Origin of the sequence: Leifsonia sp. EB34, from assembly GCF_041260585.1 — a bacterium.
Lineage (GTDB): Bacteria > Actinomycetota > Actinomycetes > Actinomycetales > Microbacteriaceae > Leifsonia.
In genome coordinates, this window is sequence record NZ_JBGCCV010000001.1 from 598,569 (window position 1) to 621,297 (window position 22,729).

20 protein-coding genes are annotated in these 22,729 nt (G+C 71.7%); 9 read left to right on the forward strand and 11 right to left on the reverse strand.

Annotation, left to right across the window (positions count from 1 at the left end; translation table 11 throughout):
* Positions 1-9: 9 nt before the first annotated feature.
* Complete coding sequence (locus ABIA36_RS02900; RefSeq protein ID WP_369960766.1) at positions 10-1,341, forward strand: DUF58 domain-containing protein; 1,332 nt, start codon at positions 10-12, stop codon at positions 1,339-1,341.
* A gap of 86 nt (positions 1,342-1,427) precedes the next feature.
* On the opposite strand, the gene ABIA36_RS02905 is transcribed toward ABIA36_RS02900, so the two are convergent.
* Positions 1,428-2,423 (reverse strand): stage II sporulation protein M, encoded by a 996-nt coding sequence (locus ABIA36_RS02905; RefSeq protein WP_369960767.1) that lies wholly within the window; start codon positions 2,421-2,423, stop codon positions 1,428-1,430.
* Between the two features lie 101 nt (positions 2,424-2,524).
* Here ABIA36_RS02905 and ABIA36_RS02910 point away from each other — a divergent pair, with 101 nt between their 5' ends.
* From ABIA36_RS02910 to ABIA36_RS02920, 3 genes are read left to right on the forward strand one after another with little or no spacing between them, the layout of a single operon-like run.
* Complete coding sequence (locus ABIA36_RS02910; RefSeq protein ID WP_369960768.1) at positions 2,525-3,364, forward strand: RDD family protein; 840 nt, start codon at positions 2,525-2,527, stop codon at positions 3,362-3,364.
* A 31-nt stretch (positions 3,365-3,395) separates the two neighbouring features.
* Positions 3,396-4,301, forward strand: a complete 906-nt coding sequence (locus ABIA36_RS02915) for a cyclase family protein (protein WP_369960769.1) — start codon at positions 3,396-3,398, stop codon at positions 4,299-4,301.
* A gap of 34 nt (positions 4,302-4,335) precedes the next feature.
* A complete protein-coding gene (locus ABIA36_RS02920) occupies positions 4,336-4,572 on the forward strand; it encodes a prevent-host-death family protein (protein WP_369960770.1) in 237 nt (78 codons plus the stop codon).
* 165 nt (positions 4,573-4,737) lie between these two features.
* Here ABIA36_RS02920 and ABIA36_RS02925 read toward each other — a convergent pair whose 3' ends face one another.
* From ABIA36_RS02925 to ABIA36_RS02940, 4 genes are all read right to left on the reverse strand, one after another.
* Positions 4,738-5,289 carry a GNAT family N-acetyltransferase gene (locus ABIA36_RS02925; RefSeq protein ID WP_369960771.1) on the reverse strand — a complete coding sequence of 184 codons (552 nt, stop codon included), beginning with the start codon at positions 5,287-5,289 and terminating at the stop codon, positions 4,738-4,740.
* On the reverse strand, positions 5,289-6,770 hold the full coding sequence (gene ahcY, locus ABIA36_RS02930) for an adenosylhomocysteinase (RefSeq protein WP_369960772.1): 1,482 nt from the start codon (positions 6,768-6,770) through the stop codon (positions 5,289-5,291). Before ahcY ends, ABIA36_RS02925 begins: the two co-directional genes overlap by 1 nt.
* A 127-nt stretch (positions 6,771-6,897) precedes the next feature.
* On the reverse strand, positions 6,898-8,337 hold the full coding sequence (locus tag ABIA36_RS02935; protein ID WP_369960773.1) for a phosphomannomutase/phosphoglucomutase: 1,440 nt from the start codon (positions 8,335-8,337) through the stop codon (positions 6,898-6,900).
* Positions 8,338-8,346: 9 nt separating this feature from the next.
* A complete protein-coding gene (locus tag ABIA36_RS02940) occupies positions 8,347-8,559 on the reverse strand; it encodes a DUF3499 family protein (RefSeq protein ID WP_179607582.1) in 213 nt (70 codons plus the stop codon).
* A gap of 42 nt (positions 8,560-8,601) precedes the next feature.
* Between ABIA36_RS02940 and ABIA36_RS02945 the strand changes: the two genes are divergently transcribed.
* Positions 8,602-9,045 (forward strand): metallopeptidase family protein, encoded by a 444-nt coding sequence (locus ABIA36_RS02945; protein WP_369960774.1) that lies wholly within the window; start codon positions 8,602-8,604, stop codon positions 9,043-9,045.
* Positions 9,046-9,069: 24 nt separating this feature from the next.
* On the opposite strand, the gene ABIA36_RS02950 is transcribed toward ABIA36_RS02945, so the two are convergent.
* The 5 genes from ABIA36_RS02950 to ABIA36_RS02970 form a co-directional block, all read right to left on the reverse strand.
* A complete protein-coding gene (locus tag ABIA36_RS02950) occupies positions 9,070-10,500 on the reverse strand; it encodes a DUF5719 family protein (RefSeq protein WP_369960775.1) in 1,431 nt (476 codons plus the stop codon).
* Positions 10,493-13,801 carry a glycosyltransferase gene (locus ABIA36_RS02955; RefSeq protein ID WP_369960776.1) on the reverse strand — a complete coding sequence of 1,103 codons (3,309 nt, stop codon included), beginning with the start codon at positions 13,799-13,801 and terminating at the stop codon, positions 10,493-10,495. Before ABIA36_RS02955 ends, ABIA36_RS02950 begins: the two co-directional genes overlap by 8 nt.
* Before the next feature lie 71 nt (positions 13,802-13,872).
* The gene (locus ABIA36_RS02960; RefSeq protein ID WP_369960777.1) at positions 13,873-14,193 is read right to left on the reverse strand and encodes a WhiB family transcriptional regulator; all 321 of its coding nucleotides are present in this window, start codon (positions 14,191-14,193) and stop codon (positions 13,873-13,875) included.
* Positions 14,194-14,377: 184 nt separating this feature from the next.
* A complete protein-coding gene (gene galE / locus ABIA36_RS02965) occupies positions 14,378-15,340 on the reverse strand; it encodes a UDP-glucose 4-epimerase GalE (RefSeq protein WP_369960778.1) in 963 nt (320 codons plus the stop codon).
* 82 nt (positions 15,341-15,422) lie between these two features.
* Positions 15,423-16,601, reverse strand: a complete 1,179-nt coding sequence (locus ABIA36_RS02970; protein WP_369960779.1) for an acyl-CoA dehydrogenase family protein — start codon at positions 16,599-16,601, stop codon at positions 15,423-15,425.
* Between the two features lie 109 nt (positions 16,602-16,710).
* Between ABIA36_RS02970 and manA the strand changes: the two genes are divergently transcribed.
* From manA to ABIA36_RS02985, 3 genes are read left to right on the forward strand one after another with little or no spacing between them, the layout of a single operon-like run.
* Positions 16,711-17,883, forward strand: a complete 1,173-nt coding sequence (gene manA, locus ABIA36_RS02975) for a mannose-6-phosphate isomerase, class I (RefSeq protein ID WP_369960780.1) — start codon at positions 16,711-16,713, stop codon at positions 17,881-17,883.
* Positions 17,884-17,897: 14 nt separating this feature from the next.
* Positions 17,898-19,247, forward strand: a complete 1,350-nt coding sequence (locus ABIA36_RS02980; protein WP_369960781.1) for an O-antigen ligase family protein — start codon at positions 17,898-17,900, stop codon at positions 19,245-19,247.
* A gap of 10 nt (positions 19,248-19,257) precedes the next feature.
* Positions 19,258-20,547: an O-antigen ligase family protein gene (locus ABIA36_RS02985; RefSeq protein ID WP_369960782.1), complete on the forward strand. Its 1,290-nt coding sequence runs from the start codon at positions 19,258-19,260 to the stop codon at positions 20,545-20,547.
* A 10-nt stretch (positions 20,548-20,557) separates the two neighbouring features.
* Here ABIA36_RS02985 and ABIA36_RS02990 read toward each other — a convergent pair whose 3' ends face one another.
* On the reverse strand, positions 20,558-21,505 hold the full coding sequence (locus tag ABIA36_RS02990) for a glycosyltransferase family 2 protein (protein ID WP_369960783.1): 948 nt from the start codon (positions 21,503-21,505) through the stop codon (positions 20,558-20,560).
* Between the two features lie 80 nt (positions 21,506-21,585).
* Between ABIA36_RS02990 and ABIA36_RS02995 the strand changes: the two genes are divergently transcribed.
* Entirely contained in the window at positions 21,586-22,689 is a 1,104-nt protein-coding gene (locus ABIA36_RS02995) for a glycosyltransferase family 4 protein (RefSeq protein ID WP_369960784.1), read from the forward strand.
* Positions 22,690-22,729 lie beyond the last annotated feature (40 nt).

Here is a 22,729-nt window from a genome sequence, read left to right on the forward strand (position 1 = left end):
GCCGCGCCGATGACCGTGTCCGGACGTTTCGTCGCCTTGCTGGCGCTCGGCGCCGTCCCCGTCGTGCTGCTCGGCGGTGCGGCGGCGGCCGCCTACGCCGCGCTCGGCGGCTGGGTGCTGCTGTGCCTGGTGCTGGGCTCGATCGACCTCGCGCTGGCGGCCTCCCCCCGGCGGCTGCGGCTGAGCAGGGAGCTGCCGGCGCGCGTCCGCCTGGGCGCCGAGGCCGCGAGCGAGCTGTTCGTGACGAACACCGGCGCGCGGACGCTGCGCGGTGTGCTCCGCGACGCGTGGGAGCCGTCGGCCGGCGCCGAGCCGACGCGCACCGCGATCAGCATCCCGCCGGGCGAGCGCCGCCGCGTCGTGGTGTCGTTGACGCCGTGGCGACGCGGGGAACGCCGGGTCGAGCAGGTCACCGTGCGCGCCTGGGGCCCGCTCGGCCTCTGGGCGCGACAGGCGACGCTGTCCGCTCCGGGCCGCATCCGCGTGCTGCCGCCGTTCAACGCCCGCAAGCACCTGCCGTCGCGGCTGGCGCGGCTCCGCGAGCTTGAGGGCGAGACGAGCGTCATGCTGCGCGGCCAGGGCACGGAGTTCGACTCGCTGCGCGAGTACGTGCGCGGCGACGACGTGCGCTCGATCGACTGGCGGGCCACCGCCCGGCGGCACGACCCGACCGGCGGCCGCGGCGCGCGGGTGATGGTCCGCACCTGGCGGCCGGAGCGCGACCGCCGCGTGGTCCTGGTGATCGACACCGCCCGCACCTCCGCGGCACGGATCGCGGACGAGCCGCGCATCGACACCGCGTTCGAGGCGTCGCTGCTGCTGGCGGCGCTCGCCTCCCGGGCCGGAGACCGCGTCGACCTGGTGGCGTACGACCGCGTCGTCCGCGGCCGCGTGCAGGGGGCGACCGGGTCCGAGCTGCTCTCCCGGATGGTGGACACGATGGCCGGCATCGAACCCGCGCTCATCGAGATGGACTGGTCGGCGGTCCCCGCGCAGGTCGGCACGCTCACCAGCCAGCGGTCGCTCGTGGTGCTGCTGACGTCGCTCGACGCGCCGGGAGGCTCGCGCGGTCTGCTCTCGGTGCTGCCGCAGCTCACCCGCAAGCACCTCGTGCTGGTGGCGAGCGTGACCGACCCGGACACGGAGGCGGCGACGACGCAGCGCGGCCACCGGGAGGACGTCTACCGGGCGGCGTCCGCCGAACGGGCGCTGCTCGACGTGGCGCGGGTGTCGGCGGCCGTCCGACGGCTCGGCGGCGAGGTGGTCACGGGCTCCCCCGCCGATCTCCCGCCGGCCCTCGCCGACCGGTACCTCGCGCTGAAGGCCGCCGGCCGGCTCTGACGCGACCCCGCGCACACACATCCGTCACGAATATCGCGACCGCGCTGACCGCACATTCGTGACGAATGTCGAGCGCGTCTGGGGGCTCAGCCGGCGACGACGCGGCGGTCGCCCGCCTCGAACTCCGTGAGGTCGCCAGTCTCGCCGGCGCGAACGGCCCGGCGGCCGACGAACAGCATGTAGAAGAGGTACGCCGCGAGCGCGAGCGCGCCGATGGCGATCTTCAGCCACACCGGCAGCGCGGACGGCGTCACGAAGCCCTCGATCAGGCCCGAGACGAACAGGCTGATCACGCAGCCGATCGCGACCGTGAACAGCGCCCGGCCGTCCTCGGCGAGCGCCTGCCCGCGGGTGCGCGCGCCCGGCGCGATCCAGGCCCAGAAGATCCGCAGCCCGGCCGCGGCCGCGACGAACACGCTGGTGAGCTCCAGGAGGCCGTGCGGCAGGATGTACGAGAACAGCACGTCGCCGCGTCCGTACGCGAACATCACGCCCGCGGCTGTGCCGACACCGACGGCGTTCTGGATGAGCACGTAGGGCACCCACAGCCCGGTGATCCCGAACGCGATGCACTGCGCCGCGATCCAGGCGTTGTTGGTCCACACCTGGCCCGCGAACGACGCCGCCGGGTTGTTCGAGTAGTAGTCCACGAACGAGTGGTTGACGTACTGCTTGAGGGCGGCGTCGTCGCCGAGGTTGCGGAGCACCTGCGGGTTGCCGGTGATCCACAGCGCGTACAGGGTGGAGACGATCACCGTGCCGACCGCGACCGCCAGCACGATCCAGCGAATCCGGTAGAGCGCCGCGGGGAGCTGCAAGGCGAAGAACCGCGGGATCTGCGAGAACAGGTTCGAGCCGGCGCCCGTGAAGCGCAGCCGCGCCGAGGCGAGCGTCACCGAGAGCCGGTCGCCCACCGCGGTGGAGCCCGCGCTGGTCTGGATGGCCGACAGATCGGCCGCACCGGACTGGTACAGGTCGATCAGCTCGTCGGCGTCGCGGCCGTCCAGGCGCCGACGGCGGGCCAGCCGGGAGAGCCTCTCCCAGTCGGCGCTGTGCGCGGCAGTGTATGCGTCGAGATCCATCTGCTTGAATGATAGCCATGACGGCATCCGCGCCCCTCCTCCCGAGTGGGGGCCTTCCGACGGCAGGTCTCTCGGCGGGCGGCCCAGCGAGCGGCGCCCCAGTGACCGGCGGCCCAGCGACCGGCGGCCCAGCGCCCGAGCGCGAGCTGGTCACCGGCGAGGCCGTCACCCTCGACGTCAAGCCCGCGAGCTACATCCTCCGGGCGGCCGGGACGATCATCGACTGGCTGTTCTCGATGCTCGTCATGCTCGGGCTGATCCTGATCCTCGTCGGCACCGGCGGCGGCCTCGACCAGGCTCTGGTGCGCGCGCTGATCATCCTCATCCTGGTGTTCGGGACGGTGATCCTCCCGACCGGGATGGAGCTCCTGACCCGCGGCCGCTCGCTCGGCAAGCTGGCGGTCGGCGCCCGCATCGTGCGCGACGACGGCGGCGCGATCGGCTTCCGCCACGCGTTCATCCGCGCTCTCGCCGGCGTGCTGGAGATCTACCTGAGCTTCGGAGGGATCGCCGCGCTGGCCGGCCTCCTCAACTCCCGCTCCAAGCGCCTCGGCGACCTGCTGGCCGGCACCTACAGCCAGCTCGAGCGTGTCCCGCGCCCGCAGCCGCTCGACCTGTACCTGCCGCCGCAGCTCGCCGGCTGGGCGGCGAACGCGGACGTCGGGAGGCTGCCCGACCGGCTCTCCCGCCGCATCGCGCAGTTCGTGCGCCAGGCCCCGCAGCTCACCGCCGCGGCCAGGTACGGGCTGAGCACCGAGCTCGCCCGCGAGGCCGCACCGTACGTGTCGCCGCTGCCGCAGGTCGACGCCGAGGCGTTCCTCGTCGCGGTCGCCGTGCTCCGCCGCCGGCGGGACGCGGCCGGCCTGGCGCTGGAGGCCGAGCGGCTGCGGCGGCTGGAGCCGGTGCTCGACGCGCTGCCCCACTCCTTCCCGGATCGCTGATCCGGCCGACCTTCACACGCTTGGAGCGCCGATGACCGAGTACCGAGCCCACTTCGACGCGAGCGTGTCGTTCGTCAACGGCGGCGGCCTGACCGCGGAAGGGTTCCGGCTCGACGTGCCCTCGGAGTCGGTCGGCGAGGCGGAGGTCGCCGAGCTCTTCGTGCGCCACCTCGGCCTCGCGCTCGTGGCGGACGTCGAGCTGCGGGACCTGCGGATCGTCGCAGAGCCGCACCGCGGCAGTCGCGGGGTGAGCGAGACGCCGTCGCCAGACGCGACGTCGCGCCGCGTCGTCGACCTCAGCCACCCGATCCACGCCGGGCTGGTCACCTACCCCGGCCTCCCCGCTCCGGTCATCACCCCGCACCTCACCCGGGAGGCGTCGCGCGAGCGTTACGCCCCCGGCACCGAGTTCGCGATGGACGTCATCACCATCATCGGCAACACCGGCACCTACCTCGACAGCCCGTATCACCGCTACGCGGACGGAGGCGACCTCGCCTCGCTCGACCTCGCGACGCTGGTCGGGCTGCCCGCGGAAGTCTTCCACCTGGAGGACGCCGCCGAGCGCGGCATCCCGGCCTCGGTGTTCTTCGACCGCGACCTGGCGGGCACGGCCGTGCTGCTGCACACCGGCTGGGACACCCGGTTCGGCACGCCGGCCTACGCGTCGGGGGCGCCGCACCTCACGGAGGCCGGCGCACAGCACCTGGCCGACGAGGGCGTGACGCTGGTCGGCATCGACTCGCTCAACATCGACGACACCGAGAGCGGCGGCTCGCGTCCGGCGCACAGCATCCTGCTGGCGCACGGCATCCACGTGGTCGAGCACCTGACCCGGCTGGGCGAGCTGCCCGCCCGCGGCGCGCGCTTCACGGCGGCGCCGCCGGCCGTGGAAGGGTTCGGGACGTTCCCGGTGCGGGCGTTCGCGGAGGTGTGACGATTTGCCTACGCGCCCTAAGGACTCAGAACCCATGCCCCTCAACGAAGTCGAGAGTGCCGCCTCGACCACCCAGGAGGATGTGGACACCATGAGCACCGTCCGTCCCGCGGCTTCGGTGGTCAGTGTCCAGGACCGGGAATCGCTCGTGGAGACGCAGTATTGGCTTTCACAGGAACAGATTCTCGACGTCGTCACAGCTGCTCGGAGCGAGATCGCGAAGGATGGCGGCATCACCGAGGATGAGATCCGCAACCGCTTCGGGTCGTGAGGCCTCCGGAGGAAGCGCACCACTGCGTCTCGCGACGCGAGTGCATGCACACGGGCGCCCGCGAGCTGCACAGCATTCTCGTCGCGATCGCTCGCCTCTACCGTTCTCGTCGCGCTGCGACCATCGGGTTGAATACGCGACGGCCGACGCCCCGCGCGGCACCCCTCAGTCGTGCAGGATCTTCTGAAACAGCACGTGGTCCTGCCAGCGCCCGGCGATCTTCAGGTAGTCCGGCGCGACGCCGATCCGCTCGAAGCCGGCGCGGGTGAGGACGGACTGCGACGCGTGGTTGGCCAGCAGCGTCGCCGCCTGCACGCGGTGCAGGGCATAGTCGTCGCGGGCGGCGTCGAGCAGCGCCGTCAGCGCCACCGACGCCAGGCCGCGGCCGGTGTGGCCGCGGTCGAGCCAGTAGCCGACCATCGCGCTCTGGAAGGCGCCGCGGACGATGTTGCTGAGGTCCATCCCGCCGGCGATCTCGTCGCCGTCCACGATCACCAGTGGCACCGCGGTCTCCAGCGAGCGGAGCGCAAGGAGCTCCAGCGTGCGGGTGCGCTGGCCGGCCTCGGTGAAGAACTCCTCCGAGCGCGTCGGGTCCCAGGGTGCGAGGTGGCCGCGGTTGCGGACGTAGGCGGCGGCGAGCGCCGCGGCGTCCTCCTCCCGGCGCAGGCGTAGGAGGAGGCCGCCGGGGAGTTCCCGGTCTGCGAAGTCGAGTGCCATCAGTAGCGGTAGTGGTCGACTTTGTACGGGCCCTCGACCGGCACGCCGATGTAGGCGGCCTGCTCGTCCGTGAGGGTGGTGAGCTGGACGCCGAGCGCGTCCAGGTGGAGGCGCGCGACCTTCTCGTCCAGGTGCTTCGGCAGCACGTAGACGCCGACCGGGTAGTTCTCGGTCGACACGTAGAGCTCGAGCTGGGCGAGCACCTGGTTGGTGAACGAGTTGCTCATCACGAAGCTCGGGTGGCCGGTGGCGTTGCCGAGGTTCATCAGGCGGCCCTCGGACAGCACCAGAACGCTGCGGCCGTTCGGCAGCCGCCACTCGTGCACCTGCGGCTTGATCTCGACCTTCTCGGCGCCGGGCAGTGCCTCCAGGGAGGCCATGTCGATCTCGTTGTCGAAGTGGCCGACGTTCGCGACGATGGCGAGGTGCTTCATCGCGAGGATGTGGTCGAGGGTGACGACGTTGAGGTTGCCGGTGCCGGTGATGACGATGTCGACCTGGTCGACGACGGACTCCAGCGTGGTCACCTGGAAGCCGTCCATCGCCGCTTGGAGGGCGTTGATCGGGTCGATCTCGCTGACGATGACGCGGGCGCCCTGGCCGCGCAGGGCCTCCGCAGCGCCCTTGCCCACGTCGCCGTAGCCGGCGACGAACACGACCTTGCCGCCCATGAGGACGTCGGTCGCGCGGTTGAGGCCGTCCGGCAGCGAGTGGCGGATGCCGTACTTGTTGTCGAACTTGCTCTTGGTCACCGAGTCGTTGACGTTGATCGCCGGGAACAGCAGCTCGCCCTGCTTGGCCAGCTCGTAGAGGCGGTGGACGCCGGTCGTGGTCTCCTCGGTGACGCCCAGGATGCCGTCGGCGACGCGGGTCCAGCGGTCGGGCGACGTGGCCAGGGAGGCGCGCAGCGCGCCCAGGATGACGCGGTACTCGTGGCTGTCGCCCTCGGCGTCGTCCGGCACGGCGCCGGCGCGCTCGAACTCGCGGCCCTTGTGGACCAGCAGGGTGGCGTCGCCGCCGTCGTCGAGGATGAGGTTGGGGCCGGTCCAGTCGGCGCCGGCGGCCGCGGCCTCCGCGCTCCAGTCGAAGATCTGCTGGGTGCACCACCAGTACTCGTCCAGGGTCTCGCCCTTCCACGCGAAGACCGGGACGCCGGCCGGAGCCTGCGGGGTGCCGTCAGGACCGACCGCGATGGCGGCGGCGGCCTCGTCCTGCGTCGAGAAGATGTTGCAGCTCGCCCAGCGCACCTGCGCGCCGAGGGCGACCAGGGTCTCGATCAGCACGGCGGTCTGCACCGTCATGTGCAGCGAGCCGGCGATGCGGGCGCCGGCGAGCGGCTGGGAGGCGCCGAACTCCTCGCGGAGGGCCATCAGGCCGGGCATCTCGTTCTCGGCGAGCCGGATCTGGTGGCGGCCCGCCTCGGCGAGCGAGAGGTCGGCGACGCGGAACGGCAGGGACGTGTCAGTCACGGCGGAAGGCATGGGGATATTCTCCCATGCGCGGTGGAGCTTAGGGGCAGCGCGGAGCGCGCGGTGGAGCTCAAGGCAGCGCGAAGCGATGCGCGACCCAGCGCTGAGGGAGCCTGCGACCGAGGGCCCCCGGCCCAACTCAGGCGCGGATGAGCGCCAGCACCTCGTCACGGATGCGCGTCATCGTGGCAACGTCGGCGGCCTCCACGTTGAGGCGCAGCAGCGGCTCGGTGTTGGACGGGCGCACCGAGAACCACCAGAACGGCTCGGTCTCATCGGTGTAGCCGGTGATGGTGAGGCCGTCGAGCTCGTCGAACTCGGCGCGGCCGGTGAACGCCTCCACGACGCGCGCGTAGGCGGCCGGGACGTCGTCCACCGTCGAGTTGATCTCGCCGGACTGCGTGTACGGCGTGTACGCCGCCGCCAGCTCGGACAGCGGGCGCTCCTGGGCTCCGAACTCGGCCAGCATGTGCATGGCGGCCAGCATGCCGTTGTCGGCGCTCCAGAAGTCGCGGAAGTAGTAGTGCGCCGAGTGCTCGCCGCCGAAGACCGCTCCGGTCTCGCGCATGGCCGCCTTGATCAGGGAATGGCCGACGCGCGTGCGGTGCGGCACAGCGCCGGCGGCTTCGATCGTCTCCGGGACGATGTTGGAGGTGATCAGGTTGTGGATGACCGTGATCGGGGCGTCCGGGTCCTCCGCGCGGGCGCGGTCGATCTCGCGGAGGGCGACGATCGCGGCGACGGCCGACGGCGACACCGCGCCGCCGGTCTCGTCCACGACGAAGCAGCGGTCCGCGTCCCCGTCGAAGGCGAGGCCGAGGTCGGCGCCGTGCTCCACGACGGCCGCCTGGAGGTCGACCAGGTTCGCCGGCTCCAGCGGGTTCGCCTCGTGGTTCGGGAAGGTGCCGTCGAGCTCGAAGTACAGCGGGATGATCTCGATCGGCAGAGCGGGCAGCCCCGCGGCCTCGCCCAGCACCGCGGGGACGGTCAGGCCACCCATGCCGTTTCCGGCGTCCACCACGATCCGGATCGGGCGGATGTCGCTGAGGTCGACCAGGCCGCGCAGGTACGCGGCGTAGTCCGCCAGGACGTCCTGCTCGCGGTACGAGCCCGGCTCGGCGACGGGCTCCACGCCCTCGGCCAGGTAGACGGCCGCACGGTCGCGGACGGCGGCGAGGCCGGTGTCGAGGCTGAGGCCCTGCGCGCCGGCGCGGGAGAGCTTGATGCCGTTGTAGGTGGCAGGGTTGTGGCTCGCGGTGAACATCGCGGCGGGCGCCTGCAGCGCGCCGGAGGCGAAGTAGGACTCATCGGTGGAGCACAGCCCGATCGAGACGACGTCCGCTCCGCGGGCCTGCGCACCGCGTGCGAACGCGGCGGCGAACTCCGGCGACGAGTCGCGCATGTCGTGACCGACCACGACCTCCGACCCGGCCGCGCCGATCTCGTCGACGAAGGCTGCGGCGATCGCGGTGACGATCTCGGGGGTCAGGCCGCTGCCGACCAGGCCGCGCACATCGTAGGTCTTGATGACCTGGGAGAGCGCGTCGCGGTAGTCGTCGATCGAGTCAGATGAGTGCACTCGGTCACCCTACTTGATCTCGCCGAAGACCTCGTGACGGACGATCTGCCAGCCCTGCGGCGCCGACAGGCGCTCCGCGTGGATGGCGCACAGGTCGTACGAGTGCGGCTCGTGGTGGAGGCTGAGCGGGCCGAGCACCGCCATCGAGTCGGCGTAGACGTACGTCAGCGTCGACACGGCGTCGCGCGGGCACGCGACACGGGAACACGGACGGCTCAACATCGGGCTCAGACTACCGGAGCGCCGCCGACGTAGGATTGCGACATGCCCCGCAACCGCCGCACCAGCAGCAACCCTCCGGCGACCAGCCGGTGGCGCAGCCGTCACGGTCGCGGCGCGCGCGGACCGGTCACGGGGCCGCATCTGCCGATGCTGCAGAACCGCATCGACTTCTTCGACATGACCGTGGCCTCCACCGCCGACTACCTCAAGGGCGTCTGGCCCCAGGAGCTGGCGGACGTGCACTTCGAGGTCGCCGCGACGCCGGTCGGCAACACCGGCAGCGACGGCGTGGACCGCTGGTACGTCGACCACGCGCGTCGGCGGGTCGTGTTCTACCGCGTGCCCATCCAGCGGCTGACCAAGCTGCACCGCGACGACGACCTGCACCGCCGGATGTACATCGAGGGCTGCGTCTTCCGCGCCGTCGCCGAGCTGCTCGGCAAGGACCCGTGGGACCTCGCGCCCGACCGGTTCCGGCACTTCTGAGCCGCGCCGTTGGTCGGCCCGGCCTCAGTGCGGGTAGACCTCGATCGGCGCCGCGAGCGGCCCCGCGGGCGAGACCGCGAACGCGCTCGTCTGCCCGTCCGCAATGAAGCTGACGGCGACCACCATTCCGCCGCCCCCGGTGATCGTGTACCGCCCGCTCGGGACGACCGCGCCGGCTCCGCCCTCCGCGGGCACCGTGAGCGAGATGGCCGGGCCCGACTCCGGCTGGAGCTTCACCGTGGCGTTCTTGTCCGCGGCGTTGGCGAAGTGCACGCGCGCAGCCGGCCCCGGCGGCACGGCGAGGAACTGGGAGCCCGGGATCGGCGGGGAGGAGACGAACCAGGCGAAGTCGCGCGTCTTGGTTCCGATGACAGAGGTGCGGACGGCGGCGACGACGGGGACGTTGGAGCGGACGGTGACGTCGAAGTTCCCGTCTTTGAGGTGGTCGAGCGGGATCTCGGCGACGTTGCCCGCCTTCACGGTCTGCGCGTACGAGTTGCCGGCGGCCGTGCCGGCCTCCCCCACGGCGCCGATGGTGATCTGGGCGTCCTGGGTCCCCGGCACGAAGACGCGCACGGTCGGGAACTCCACGCTGACGGCCTCGGCGGACTGCGCGGCGGTGACCGCGGCGAGCGAGGTGATCGTCACCCCGGAGATCGTCTGCACCCGCGACGGCGCGCCGGTCGGGCCGGCGAGCTCCACGCCACGCGGCTCGATGCCCTGCTCCCAGCTCTGCTGCATGGTGGCGACCACGGCGCCGCCGGTCGTGGTCACGTGGACCACGGGAGAGGTGGCGGAGGGTGCGAGGCCCGCGAGCGGGACGACCTTCTGCGCTCCGGCGGGGACGACGATGCCGGTCGCACCGGGGGCCGCCACCCGGCCGGTCTCGGTGTAGATGTCGAGGTTGGCGGTCGCGTCGACGGAGGTCGGGTTGGACAGCAGCACGAGGCTGGTCTGGCCGAGGGTGGTCGCGCCGGCGACGAGCCAGCTGTCGGCTGCGGCCTCGTCGCAGGAGGCCGCGGCCAGTCCTGCGACGTCCTGGCTGGTGACGGTCTGGAGCTGAGCGCCCGCGAACAGCGGAGGCCGCGTCGCGCCCTGAGGAGTCGCCGCCGTCAGCGCCAGAGGGGCCTGGTCGGGCGAGTCGGTGGAGGCGTCCGGCTTGAGGTTCCTGGTCTGGGTGCCGGGGCCGTCGGTGCCGTAGACGCTGGAGAAGCGTCCGATGGCGCTGGGCTGCGAGGCCTGGCCGGCGTCGGCCGCGAGGGCGAGCACGGGGCCGGGGCAGACGCGCTGCTGGTCGGCGGGGATCGGGTGGACGGTCTTCGACGGCGCGTCGATCGCGAACCCGGACAGCGGCAACGCGGTCGCGCCCGCGATGACGACGGCGGCGATCCCGATGCCGACGAGGCCTCCGATCGCGCGGACGCCGCCCTGGGCGAGGGCACGGCGGTCAGCCACGGTCGCTCCTCTCGATGGACGGACGGGGCCGGATGATGGTCTCCTCGAGGCCGTCCTCCAGCGTGGTCGGGGCGTCGAACGCGCGGGCGGCCTGGAGGGCGTAGTCGCGCTCGGCGGCGTGGTCCGGCGCGGTGGTGTCCGGCTCGGTGGTGTCCGGCTCGGCGGCGGCCGGCTCGGCGGCGGCCTCCGGCTCGAGCGTGGTCTCGTGCACCGGCGCGGACACCGGCTCCTCGACCGCGGCCGACTCCGGTCCTGGCTCCGGCGCAGGGGTCTCATCCGGCTCGGCGCGCGCCTCGCGCGCCTCGTCCTCGTCCGCGGACTCGACGACGGCCTCGTCCTCGGGCTCGGCGTCCCACTCGTCCAGGCTCTCGCCCGCGATGGGGACGTCGCCGTCCGATGGCGGCACCGGCTCGTCGTCCGGCTCGACGGCGGGTGGCTCCCCGCCGTGCTTGCGCGCGGGGCGCCGGGAGTTCAGCTCAGAGACGCGGTCGGCGGACCGCGTGGTCGGGATGGCCAGCAGCAGCGTGAAGCCGACGATCAGCCACTGGACGAGGAGCACGATCACCCGCCACATCCCGCCGGCGTCGGGCGGGATCACGGCCGCGGGCGGCTCGACGGTGGTGCCCCGGTCGAAAGCCCAGAGCGAGCCTGTGGTGGTCTGCCCGACCGGCGCGAGCAGGGAGTTGGCGTCCATCGCGACGCTCGCCCGTGCCCGGGTGGCGTCGGCCGCCGCCGTGTCCGGCTTGGCCCCGACGTGCTCGTCCAGTGCCGTCGCGGAGGGGGTGAGCAGCACGAAGTCGATGCCCAGACGTTTCAGTTCGCCGGAGGCGTCGAACCCGCTGCGCGACGACAGGTTCCCGGCGAGGGTCGCGAGCTCCCGCTGCCCGCTCGAGAGCGACCGCTCGGTCGAGTTGAGGGTGGTCTGAACGTCGAGGGTCTGCCCGGTGCCGCGGACGACCTGCGCCTGGATGCCGCCGTCGGGCTGCGGAGTGATCCGCAGCGTGCCGGTGCGCGGCTGGGTCGCGGCCTTGGCCGTCACCACCGCCGGCATCGTGCGCCCGTCGCTCGCCGTCACGGCGGCCTGGCCGTCGTGCGTCTCCAGCGCCGAGGGCACCGCCGCGATGGCGATGGCCGCCATGGCGACCCAGGCCGGGGCGAGCGCGCCGCGCCGGAGCGCCGAGAGCGCGAGCACGGCGGCGCCGATGAGACCGAGCCAGTAGAGGCTCACCGCGCTCCCGGGCCAAATGGGGACGACCGCAGACCCGGAGACCGCGACCTGGAGGTGCAGCGCCGTCACGGCGGTGAGGAAGCCGGCGAGCGCGACCAGCAGCGCCACGATCGCCCGCACGGTGCCCCGCAGGAACAGCGCGAGGATCGCGAGGATGCCGAGCGGCGCCAGCAGGATGGGCACGATGACGTTACCCGGGGCGGCGCTGAGCCCGAACGCCTGCGCGAGGGCGTGCCAGCCGCCGAGCGCGCCGTCCGGGAAGCCGAGCGCGAGCTGCCACGCCGGCGTCTGCCGGGCGTCGAGCGGGACCCCCGGGTCGGCGAAGATCGACAGCCAGGCGCCGCGGGAGGCCTGCTGCCAGACCAGCGGCGCGAACAGCACAACGGCCGGCAGCGGGATGAAGACGATGCGCGCGGCGCGGCGGCCGGAGAACGCGATGGCGGCGATCCAGGCGACCACGAGCGCCGGGATGAGGATCGGGGCGCAGGCGACGGTCGCGGCCGCGATCAGGGCCGTCGTGGCGCTGGCCGTCCAGGAGCGGCGGGCGGCGAGGCCGGCGAAGAACAGCCACGGCAGGAGGATGTGCGCGAGCACGGCGCCGGGCCGACCGCCTTGGAGCGCGACGAACAGCGTCGGCGCCAGCGCGTAGACGACGGCGGCGAAGGCGCGGAGGGTCGGCCGGACGGTCAGCCGCGCGGCGGCGAGCCACGCGCCGAGGGCCGAGAGCGGCAGGGCGAGCAGCCAGAGCGCCACGAGCGAGACGCTCGGCTGCCAGAACGTGAGGGTGCCGAGCACGGCGAGCACGGCGGAGAACGGGTCGGCGGCCCCGGTGAAGCCGAGGTTGATGTCGCGCCAGCCGTAGCCGAGGTTCGCCCACAGGTCCCCGACGGAGCTGTTCAGCGGCAGCATCCCGCCGCCGGTGATCGCGCCGGAACCGGCGAGCGGGTAGAAGAGGAGGACGCCGACGGCCAGCATCGCCAGCACCGTCCAGCCGCCCCCTGTACCCCAGAAGTCGAGCTCCTGGCGCTCGCCCTGCTGGCGGACCATCGCCGCCTCGCGCTTGAGCGCGCGGCCGCGGCGCACCTCGGCGAACGGCAGCCGCAGCGGCGCGATGGCCGCCCAGCCGACCGTGCGGGCGCGGGCGAGCCGGCGGCGGGCGTTGCCGACCGCCATCCCGGAGAACGCGACCCGGAAGGCCGCTCCGAGTTCGCCGCCGACCGAGCCGGGCTCCTTGCGGAGCAGGCGCACGATCGAGCGCAGGATCGCCAGCGGCACGAGCGTCAGCCAGTGCGGCACCAGCGCCCAGCCCGGCGCGTAGACCATCCGCCGGTGGAGTTGCGCCCTGCGCCGCTCCCCCGCGAGCTTGCGGCGCACCGACCACTTGCGCGACAGATTGGGGCCGGCGACGCCGTCCCCGCCGATGGCCACGCGGGCCTGGGCGACGAGCGTCACCCGGTAGCCGGCCAGGCGGGCCCTGGTGCAGAAGTCGAGTCCCGCGTCCACGGTGGGGAGGGCCGGGTCGAAGCCGTCGAGGGCGTCCCAGACGGGCTGGCGGACGAGCATGCCGGCGGACGAGACCGCGAGCACGTCGCTCAGGCCGTCGTGCTGGGCCTGGTCCAGCTCGTTCTCGACCAGAGGGAGGGAGGCGCCGAACGGCGTCATCGATTCGCCGAACTCGCGGATGAATGCTGCGTCCTCGGCGTCGACCAGCTTGGGGCCGACGACGGCGACGGACGGCGAGACCTCGAGCGCGCCGATCAGTGCGGCCAGGGCCTCCGGCTCCGGCGCGGTGTCGTGGGCGAGCAGCCAGAGCAGTTCGTCGGACGAGCTGGTGGGCGGGAGCACGCGTACGGCAGAGGCGATCGCCGTGCCGAAGGACAGCTTCTCCGGACTGCGGAGGAGCTGGGTGGGCTGGGCGTCGGCGAGGAGGCGGGCGGCATCGTCCGTGCTCGCGCAGTCGACGGCGATCACGGCGTCCGGCTGACGGGTCTGTGCCGCGAGGGCGTCGAGAGTGCGCTGCAGGGTGGTGCCGCCGCTCGGGGCGACGACGATGGCGGTGACTCTCGGATACATCGGGAGTCAGCCTAAGTTGGGGCTGCGCCGATCCCGGTAGTGCGGCGGGCGCGGCGCGTATTCGACTCGGCTCAGCCCGCGCGCTTGCGGAGCTTGCGGCGCTCGCGCTCCGACAGGCCGCCCCAGATCCCGAACCGCTCGTCGTTGGCGAGGGCGTATTCGAGGCACTGCGACCGGACTTCGCACGAGGTGCAGATCCGCTTGGCGTCGCGGGTGGAGCCGCCCTTCTCGGGGAAGAACGCCTCCGGATCCGTCTGCGCGCACAGGGCGTCGGTCTGCCAGGCGAGCGGGTTGTCGTCTTCGACAGCCGGCCGGACTCCCGGAACTCCCAGTCGTACCGGATCCACGAACCAGTCGTCGGGTACCCCAGAACGATATTCAGGAATTGCCATATCGGTTCCCCACCCTCTAACTGACGTGACACGTTTGTCGTGTCGCAATAATTACACCGTTGTCATTCGCATCCGTCAAGTCGCGAATCGTAAAGCCTTAACGCCTGGTCGAGAGTTCACGACGCGCCGGGGCTCGACAACAATCGCGACACGCCCGACCTGTCTACCCCCTTCGGGCGGGAGGTCAGGACGCCGCCTGCCGTGCTTCCCAGGCGCTGCCTACCATTTCCTCGAGGGAGTGGCGCATCTTCCAGTCGAGGTCGCGCGCGGCGAGCTCTCCCGAGGCAACGATCCTCGCCGGGTCGCCCGGACGTCGAGGCCCCACTTCTGGGGTGAAGGCGATGTGGGTGACCCGCGCCACGGTCGCCATGATCTCGCCCACGCTGACGCCGTCGCCGCTGCCTAGGTTGTAGACGGCCTCGATCGGCTCGCCCGCGTCGAGGCGTTTGGCCGCCGCGACGTGCGAGACCGCGAGGTCGGCGACATGGATGTAGTCGCGGACGCAGGTGCCGTCCGGGGTCGGGTAGTCGTCGCCGTTGACCCGCGGCGTCCGGCCCGCGACGAGGGCGTCGAAGACCAGCGGGAAGAGGTTGTGCGGGCTGGTGTCGCGGAGCGCCGGGTCGCCGGAGCCCACGACGTTGAAGTAGCGCAGCGACGTGTGGCGCAGGCTGGTGGCGACACCCTGGTCGCGCAGCAGCCACTCCCCGATCAGCTTGGACTCGCCGTAGGGCGACTCCGGGTTCTTGGGGGTGGACTCGGTGACCAGGTCGACGTCCGGCGTGCCGTACACCGCGGCGGACGAGGAGAAGACGATCGCGTCGACCCCGGCCTCCTGCATCGCGGCGAGCAGGACGGCGGTGGCTGTGACGTTCTGCTCGTACGTGTGCAGCGGCCGCTGCACGGAGACGCCCGCGTACTTGAAGCCGGCGACGTGCACGACACCGCTGACGGTGTTCTCGCGGAAGATCCGCTCCAGCAGAGCGCCGTCGAGGATGGTGCCGCGGTAGAAGGGCACGTCGGCCGGGACGAACTCCTCGTGCCCGCTGGACAGGTCGTCGACCACGACGACGTCGATGCCCTCGTCGCGGAACGCCCGCACCACGTGGGAGCCGATGTAGCCGGCCCCTCCAGTCACCAACCACGCCACGGGCGTCCTCCTGCTTCGATAAGGAACGAGGGATTCGAAGCAACCCTAGCGTTCGTCCGTGGCGCGGCCCGTGCCCGGACGCTCAGACGAAGGCGGCCTCCCCCGTGATCGCCCGCCCGACGATCAGCGTGTTCATCTCGCGGGTGCCCTCGTAGGAGTACAGCGCCTCGGCGTCGGCGAAGAACCGGGCGACGTCGTAGTCGATGACGATGCCGTTGCCGCCCATCAGCTCGCGGCAGCGGGCGACGGTCTCGCGCATCCGCGCCGTCGCGAAGGCCTTCGCCAGCGCGGAGTGCTCGTCGCGCTGCTGGTCGTCGTCGAGCATCTGCGACACCCGGGTGCAGAGGGCGATGGAGGCGGTGATGTCGCCGATGGACTTCACCAGGAGGTCCTGGATGAGCTGGTGCTTCGCGATCGGCTTGCCGAACTGCACCCGCTCCTTCGCGTAGCGCAGCGCCGCCTCGTAGGCGCCGACCGCGACGCCGACGGCCGACCAGGCGACCTCCGCGCGGGTCAGCCGCAGCACGGCGGCGGTGTCGCGGAAGCTGTTCGCGTTCTGGAGGCGCAGCGACTCCGGCACGCGCACGTTCTCGAGCGTGATGTCGGCGTTCTGCACCATGCGAAGGGAGAGCTTGCCCTCGATCTTGGTGGCCGTGTAGCCGGGGGTGCTGGTCGGGACGATGAAGCCCTTCACCTGGCCGTCCTCCGCGCTTTTCGCCCAGATGACCGTGATGTCGCTGAAGGTGGCGTTGCCGATCCAGCGCTTGGAGCCGTTGAGGATCCAGTCGTCGCCGTCGCGGGTCGCGATCGTGCGCAGGCCCTGGGCGGAGTCGGAGCCGGAGTCCGGCTCGGTGAGTCCGAACGCGCCGAGCGCCTCGCCGCTGGCCAGCTTCGGCAGCCACTCGGCCCGCTGCTCCTTCGAGCCGCAGACGCCGATCGCGCCGAGCGCCAGGCCGTTCTGCACGCCGACGTAGGTGCTGACGGAGGCGTCCACCCGCGCCAGCTCCAGGGCGACCCAGCCGCGGAACACGGCCGAGTTCTCGAACGGCGCGGTCTCCTCGAAGCCGAGGCCGACGGCACCCGCGCCGTGCACCACGTCTACGATCTGCCGCGGGAACTCGGCGCGCTCCCAGTACTCGTTGACGATCGGCTTCAGCTCCGTCTCGAGCGCCGCGCGCAGATTCGCGATGAAGTCGCGCTCGCGCTCGGTCAGGAGGTTCTCGAAGCCGTAGAAGTCGCTGGCGAGGGATTCGAAGGCCATGTGTGCTCCAGTGCATGCGGTCGACAGAGACCGCCAGCCTAAAGACCGGCCGGGGACCCGGCAAAGCGGTTGGTACTTTGGTCTAACCGGATCGAAGGGAACACGACGGATGTTTGTGCGCATCGGCAACACCCCGCGCGATTACGCGTGGGGTTCCACCACCGCGATCGCGCGGCTCCTCGGCACGACACCGAGCGGCGAGCCGGAGGCGGAGCTGTGGCTGGGCGCCCACCCCGGCTCCCCTGCCCGCATCCTCGACCCGGCCGAGACCGGCGGGGCCGCCGACCTCGCTCACTGGAGCGAGACGGCGGACAAACTCCCCTACCTGCTCAAGGTGCTCGCGGCCGCTGGACCGCTGTCGTTGCAGGCGCACCCGTCGTCCGCTCAGGCCCGCGCCGGCTTCGATCGGGAGAACGCCGAAGGCCTGGCGCCGGATTCCCCCGAGCGCAACTACAAGGACCCGTTCCACAAGCCGGAGATGATCTTCGCGCTGTCCGACCCGTTCGACGCGCTCTGCGGCTTCCGCGAGCCCACGCAGAGCCGCGCGGCGCTGGAGCGGCTGGCGGGCGACGACCCCGCGGTGGCGGCGTTCGCGGCCACCCTGGACGGCGACCCGCAGCAGGCGCTGCGCCGCGCGACCGAATGGCTGCTCGGCGGAGCGCCCGAGGTGGCGGAGGTCGTCGAGGCCGTCGTCGAGGCGGCGCGCGCCGCGGAGGGCACCGCAGCCGACAGCGTCGACGCCGATACCGTTCGGATGCTCGCGGCGGCGTTCCCCGGCGACCCGGGGATCGTGCTCGCCCTGCTGCTCAACCGGGTGGCGCTCCGGCCGGGCGACGCGCTCTACCTCCCGGCGGGCAACATCCACGCCTACCTCCGCGGGCTCGGCGTCGAGCTGATGGCGGCCTCCGACAACGTCCTCCGCGGCGGCCTGACCCCGAAGCGGATCGACGTCCCCGAGCTGGTGAGCATCCTCGACTTCGCCCCATTCGAGGTGACGCCGATGGTCCGGGAGCGGCCGGCGCCGGGCGTCGAGGTGTTCGTGCCGGACGTACCGGACTTCCGGCTGGCACGCGTGGAGATCGGCGGCGAGGTGCCGTCCGCGTCCGTCGACCTGCCGGGCACGGCGATCGCGCTCTGCACGGCCGGGGAGGTCGAGCTCCGCGGCGCCACGGGCTCCCTACGGCTGACCCGCGGCCAGGCGGCCGTGGTGACGGCGGACGAGGGACCGCTGACCGTATATGCCGGCGCGGGAACACTCTTCCTGGCCACGCCGAACCGGTGAGCTATCCTTCGGGGGTGAGCAGGCCCTCCCACCCGGCGAACGGATCGAACCCGTTGCGCGACCGCGTCGACACCGCCCGCGGCGCCTCCGGCACCGGGGTCTCGGTGTTCGCGGTGCTCGTGCTGTTCACGCTGTTCGCCGGGGACTTCTGGCGCAACCTGATCTCCTGGCCCGGATACTTCGTGCTCGCCGGCGTCCTGGCGGTGGGGAGCGTCGTCTTCGTGGTGCGGAGGCGGCCCGTCGTGCGCTGGCGCACCCTGCCGAAGTCGCTGGTGCTCTTCCTCGCCTTCGCGGTCGTCTCGCTGGCCTGGTCGGCCTACCCCGGCGCGACGGCGCTCGGGCTGGTCGCCCAGTTCGCCACCACCGCTGCGGCGGTCTTCCTCGCGTTCTGCCTGAGCTGGCCGGCGCTGCTGACGGCGCTCGCGAACGCCTTCCGCTGGATCCTCGGGCTCTCGCTGCTGTTCGAGCTGGTCGTCGCCGTCTTCGTGCGCAAGCCCATCCTCCCGCTCACGCCCGCGCAGCCGGCTCCGACCTCGCACATCCCGTCGGCCTTCTACTGGAGCCGCGACCTGCTCTTCCACGGCGGCCAGATCCAGGGGATCGTCGGCAACAGCAACCTCCTGGCGATGGTCGCGCTGCTCGGGCTGGTCGTGTTCGGCATCCAGCTCGCCGATCGCAGCATCCGCCGCGGCACGGCGATCACCTGGGTCGTCGTGGCCGTGCTGACCTTCGCGCTGACCCGCTCCTCGACCGTGTTCATCGCCGCCGTGTTCACGGCGGTCGTGCTCGGCTTCGCGCTCTGGACGCGCCGCGCCGGCCCCGAGCGGAGGCGTCCGGTGTACCTCACCGCGGCGGCGCTCGCGGTCGTGGTCGTCGTGTCGGTCGCCCTGTTCGCCTCCCGCATCCCGGTGCTGCTCGGCAAGAGCGAGGACCTCACCGGCCGGCTCACGATCTGGAACTCGGTCATCCACCTGGCCCAGGAGCGCCCGGTATTCGGTTGGGGCTGGGTGAGCTACTGGGCGCCGTGGGTCTCGCCGTTCAAGGACCTCGCCGTGCGCAGCGGCGTGGAATACCTTCAGGCGCACAACGCCTGGCTCGACGTGTGGCTGCAGCTCGGCATCGTCGGGCTCGTGATCTTCGCCCTCCTCGTGCTGAGCACGCTGTGGCGGTCGTGGTTCCTGGCCGTGGACCGGCCGCGGGTCGCCGTCGCCGACGACCTCCCATACACCGCGCTGGCCCTCCTGCCGCTGCTGCTGCTGGCGGCGCTGCTCGCGCAGAGCCTGGCGGAGAGCCGCATGCTGATCGAAGGCGGCTGGGCGCTCCTTGCGCTGATCTCCCTGAAGACCAAGCAGTCCGCCCCGTAGGATTCTCTTCATGGCCGAACCGCGTCGAACCCTGGTGCCGCCCGCGGTGACCGAGTTCCTCGGATCGGCGAGATTCAACTCGACCCTCGCGCTGCTGGCGGTGGTGACCGGGTTCTCCACCCACGCCATCCGCGCGATGATCGGCTGGCCGGGCCTCATCGGCGTGCTCGGCACCATCGCCGTGCTGGCGGCGGTGTCGTTCATCGCCCAGCGCAAGCTCATAGAATGGCACGGCCTGCTGCCGATCTCCGCCCTGCTGTTCGTCGGCTGGTGCGCGCTGTCCATCATCTGGAGCGACTACCAGCTGGCCACGGTCGCCGGCGTCCTGTACCAGCTCCTGTTCGCGTTCCTGGCCGTGTACATCGCGCTGGTGCGCGACGCGATCCAGATCGTCCGGGTGGTCGGCGACGCCCTCCGCGCCCTGCTCACCGTGTCACTGGCGCTGGAGGTGCTGAGCGGGCTGCTGCTTGACGTGCCCATCCGCTTCCTCGGGATCGAGGGCAACATCGCGGCGGGAGGCCCGATCCAGGGGCTGTTCGGCACCCGCAACCAGCTCAGCATCGTGGCGCTGGTCGCGTTCGTCACCTTCCTCGTCGAACTGCGCACCCGCTCCGTGCGGCCGACGCTGGCGGCGTACTCCATCACGCTCGCCGTGCTCTGCATCCTGCTGGCGCACTCCCCCGTGATCGCCGCCGTGTCAGTGGTGGTCGGGTTCGCGACGCTCGCGCTGTACCTCCTGCGCAAGGTGCCGGCCCACCGCCGGACGCTGGTGCAATGGGCCCTCGCGGTGGCGACCATCGCGATCCTGGTCACCGCGTACATCTACCGCACACGCGTCATCGACCTGCTCAACGCCCGCGCGGACTTCCAGGTGCGCTACAAGCTCTGGATCCAGATCTGGGAGCTCATCCCGATCAACCAGATCACCGGCTGGGGATGGGTCGGCGCCTGGCCGACCGACCTGTACCCGTTCAACGCCATCCAGGACGCGACCGGCACCTACCACCCGAACGGCCTGAACGCCTACCTGGACGTCTACCTCCAGGTCGGCTTCATCGGCCTGCTGATCTTCGTCGCGCTGATCGCCCTCGCGTTCGGGCGCTCCTGGCTGCTCGCCTCAAACCGCCGCAGCGTCGTCTACGCCTGGGCGCCGCTGGTGCTGGTGGCGCTGCTGGTCACCAGCGTCTTCGAGAGCTCGATCCTGATCGAGTCGGGCTGGATGCTGATGGTGATCTGCACGGTGAAGGCGTCGCAAGGGATGAGCTGGCGGCTGCGGCTGCCGCACCGGGACGGCGCCTGAGCGGGTACGCCTAGCGGCGCCGCAGGACATCGCGCAGCGCGTCGGCACGTCGGCGGCTGGCGAACTCGCCGTACGTGCCCGAGCGCAGCTCACGCAGGACGGGGACCAGCCGCCGGAACCGCGACGCAGGCAGCCGTGACCGGCGCAGTTCGAATTCCGCCTTGCGATGTGCGAGCTCCCGCATCCGGGCGGGCACGTCGAGTCCGTCGAGTCGCTCGGCGAGAATCCGGAACTTCCGCGCGAGAACGCGATTGCGGTCACTGTCGGTGTTCAGCACGCGCGAGATCTTGTGCCGGAGATCGGGCTCGGCGATGCCGATCTGATTGCTGCCGTGCTGACGGTAGTCGATGGTGGGTCGCTCGACGGCGACGACGCGGCCGGTGGCGGCGGCGACGATCGCGAGCCACTCGTCGTGCACCCACTCGTCCGGGAACGGCAGCGCAGCGTCGAGGAGCTCCCGTCGGAAGACTACGGTCGCGCCCGTGACGAGGTTCCGGCGCAGAAGCACGGCGAAGCCGTCCGCCGTCTGCTCCTGCGCGAGCTCCTCAGGGGAGACCTCGAGCCATTGGAAGAGCGTCCGGCCGAGTGGAGCGCCCCGCTCATCGACCAGGTTCGCGTCCGAGTGGGCCAGGAGGGCGCCCGAGGCGTCCAACGCGTCGATCGCGCTGCGGATCTTGTCCGCGTGCCACACGTCGTCCTGGTCGCAGAGGGCGATCAGCCCGCCGCTGGTCCTTTTGACCGCCCCCTCGAAGTTGCGAGTCACACCCACCGCGGGTTCGTTGCGGAGAACCCGTACTTCTGCAGCACATCCCTCGAGCGCCTCGGCGACGATCGCCTCCGTGTCGTCCGTCGACGCGTCGTCGCTCACCACGATCTCCGCGACCGGCGCACTCTGGGCGAGGACGCTGGTGAGCTGCTCCCGGACGAATCGGGCGCCGTTGTGCGTGCACAAAGCCACGGAGACGGAATCGTCGGCAGGAATCGTCGGGTCCCTTCGGTCGGGATCCAGCCTACCGATGATTGCTAGACTCGACGTCCATGCCCCGCGTTCTCGTCGACCTCCTCTCGTACACCGGCACGAAGGGAGGGATGGAGACCTACGCCCGCGAGCTCTATCGCGAGATCGGCAGCAGAGACACCGAATTCGAATTCGTGGCCCTCGCGTCGAACGAGGGGTACGAGCTCGACACGAGCTGGTTCCCCGGGGAGGTCATCCGCTCGGGGCTGAGTGGAGAGAACCGGTTCATCTGGGCGTACGGCGAGCTCGTCAAGGTCACCTCCTGGGCCAAGCGCACCAAGGCCGACCTCATCCACTCCCCCGCGACCCTCGGCACGATGCGCAGGAGCGTCCCGAGCGTGGTGACCATGCACGACATGCTCTACTGGAGCCACCCCGAGCTGATGTCGACCGGCCTCTACACGCAGCCGGTCAAGTGGATGGAGAAGCGGGCGTCCAAGGCGGCCACTCGCGTCCTGACCATCAGCGACGTCTCCGAGGGCGAGATCACGCGTTTCCTGGGCGTCGACCGCTCCAAGCTGGAGGTCATCCCCCTCGCCGGCACGCTGCTGGACGGGGTCGACCGCTCCCGCGCTTCCGCGTCCGACCCATTCGTGCTGGCCACAGGAAATCGCCGCCCTCACAAGAATTGGGGAGGCCTGATCCGCGCCCTCCCGCTCGTCGACGAGTCGGTCCGCCCTCGCCTGATCATCACGGGCAGCCACGGCGACGACCCGCTCGCGCCGATCGTGCGCGAGACCGGGATGGGCGACTGGGTCGAGCTGCGCTCGTGGGTCTCGTCCGAGGAGATGCGCGAGCTCTACTCGACCGCCACCATCATGGCCATGCCGTCGTTCTGCGACGGGTTCTCGCTCCCGGCGCTCGAGGCGATGATGGTCGGCCTTCCGGTGATGCTCTCCGACATCGACGTCTATCGCGAGGTCGCCGACGATGCCGCCCTGTACTTCGATCCGACCTCCGGCGCGTCGATCGCGAATGCCCTGACGACGGCGGCGACCGATCCGAAGCGCATGGCCGAGCTCTCGGTACGCGGTCGCCAGCGGTCGTCCGTGTTCTCGTGGGACCGCACGGCCACGGCTACCCTCGACGCCTTCCGCACGGCGCTGCGCGCAGACCAGCACTGACCGCTGCGAGGCGCCGGCCCGGCCCACCTCCGTGAGTGGG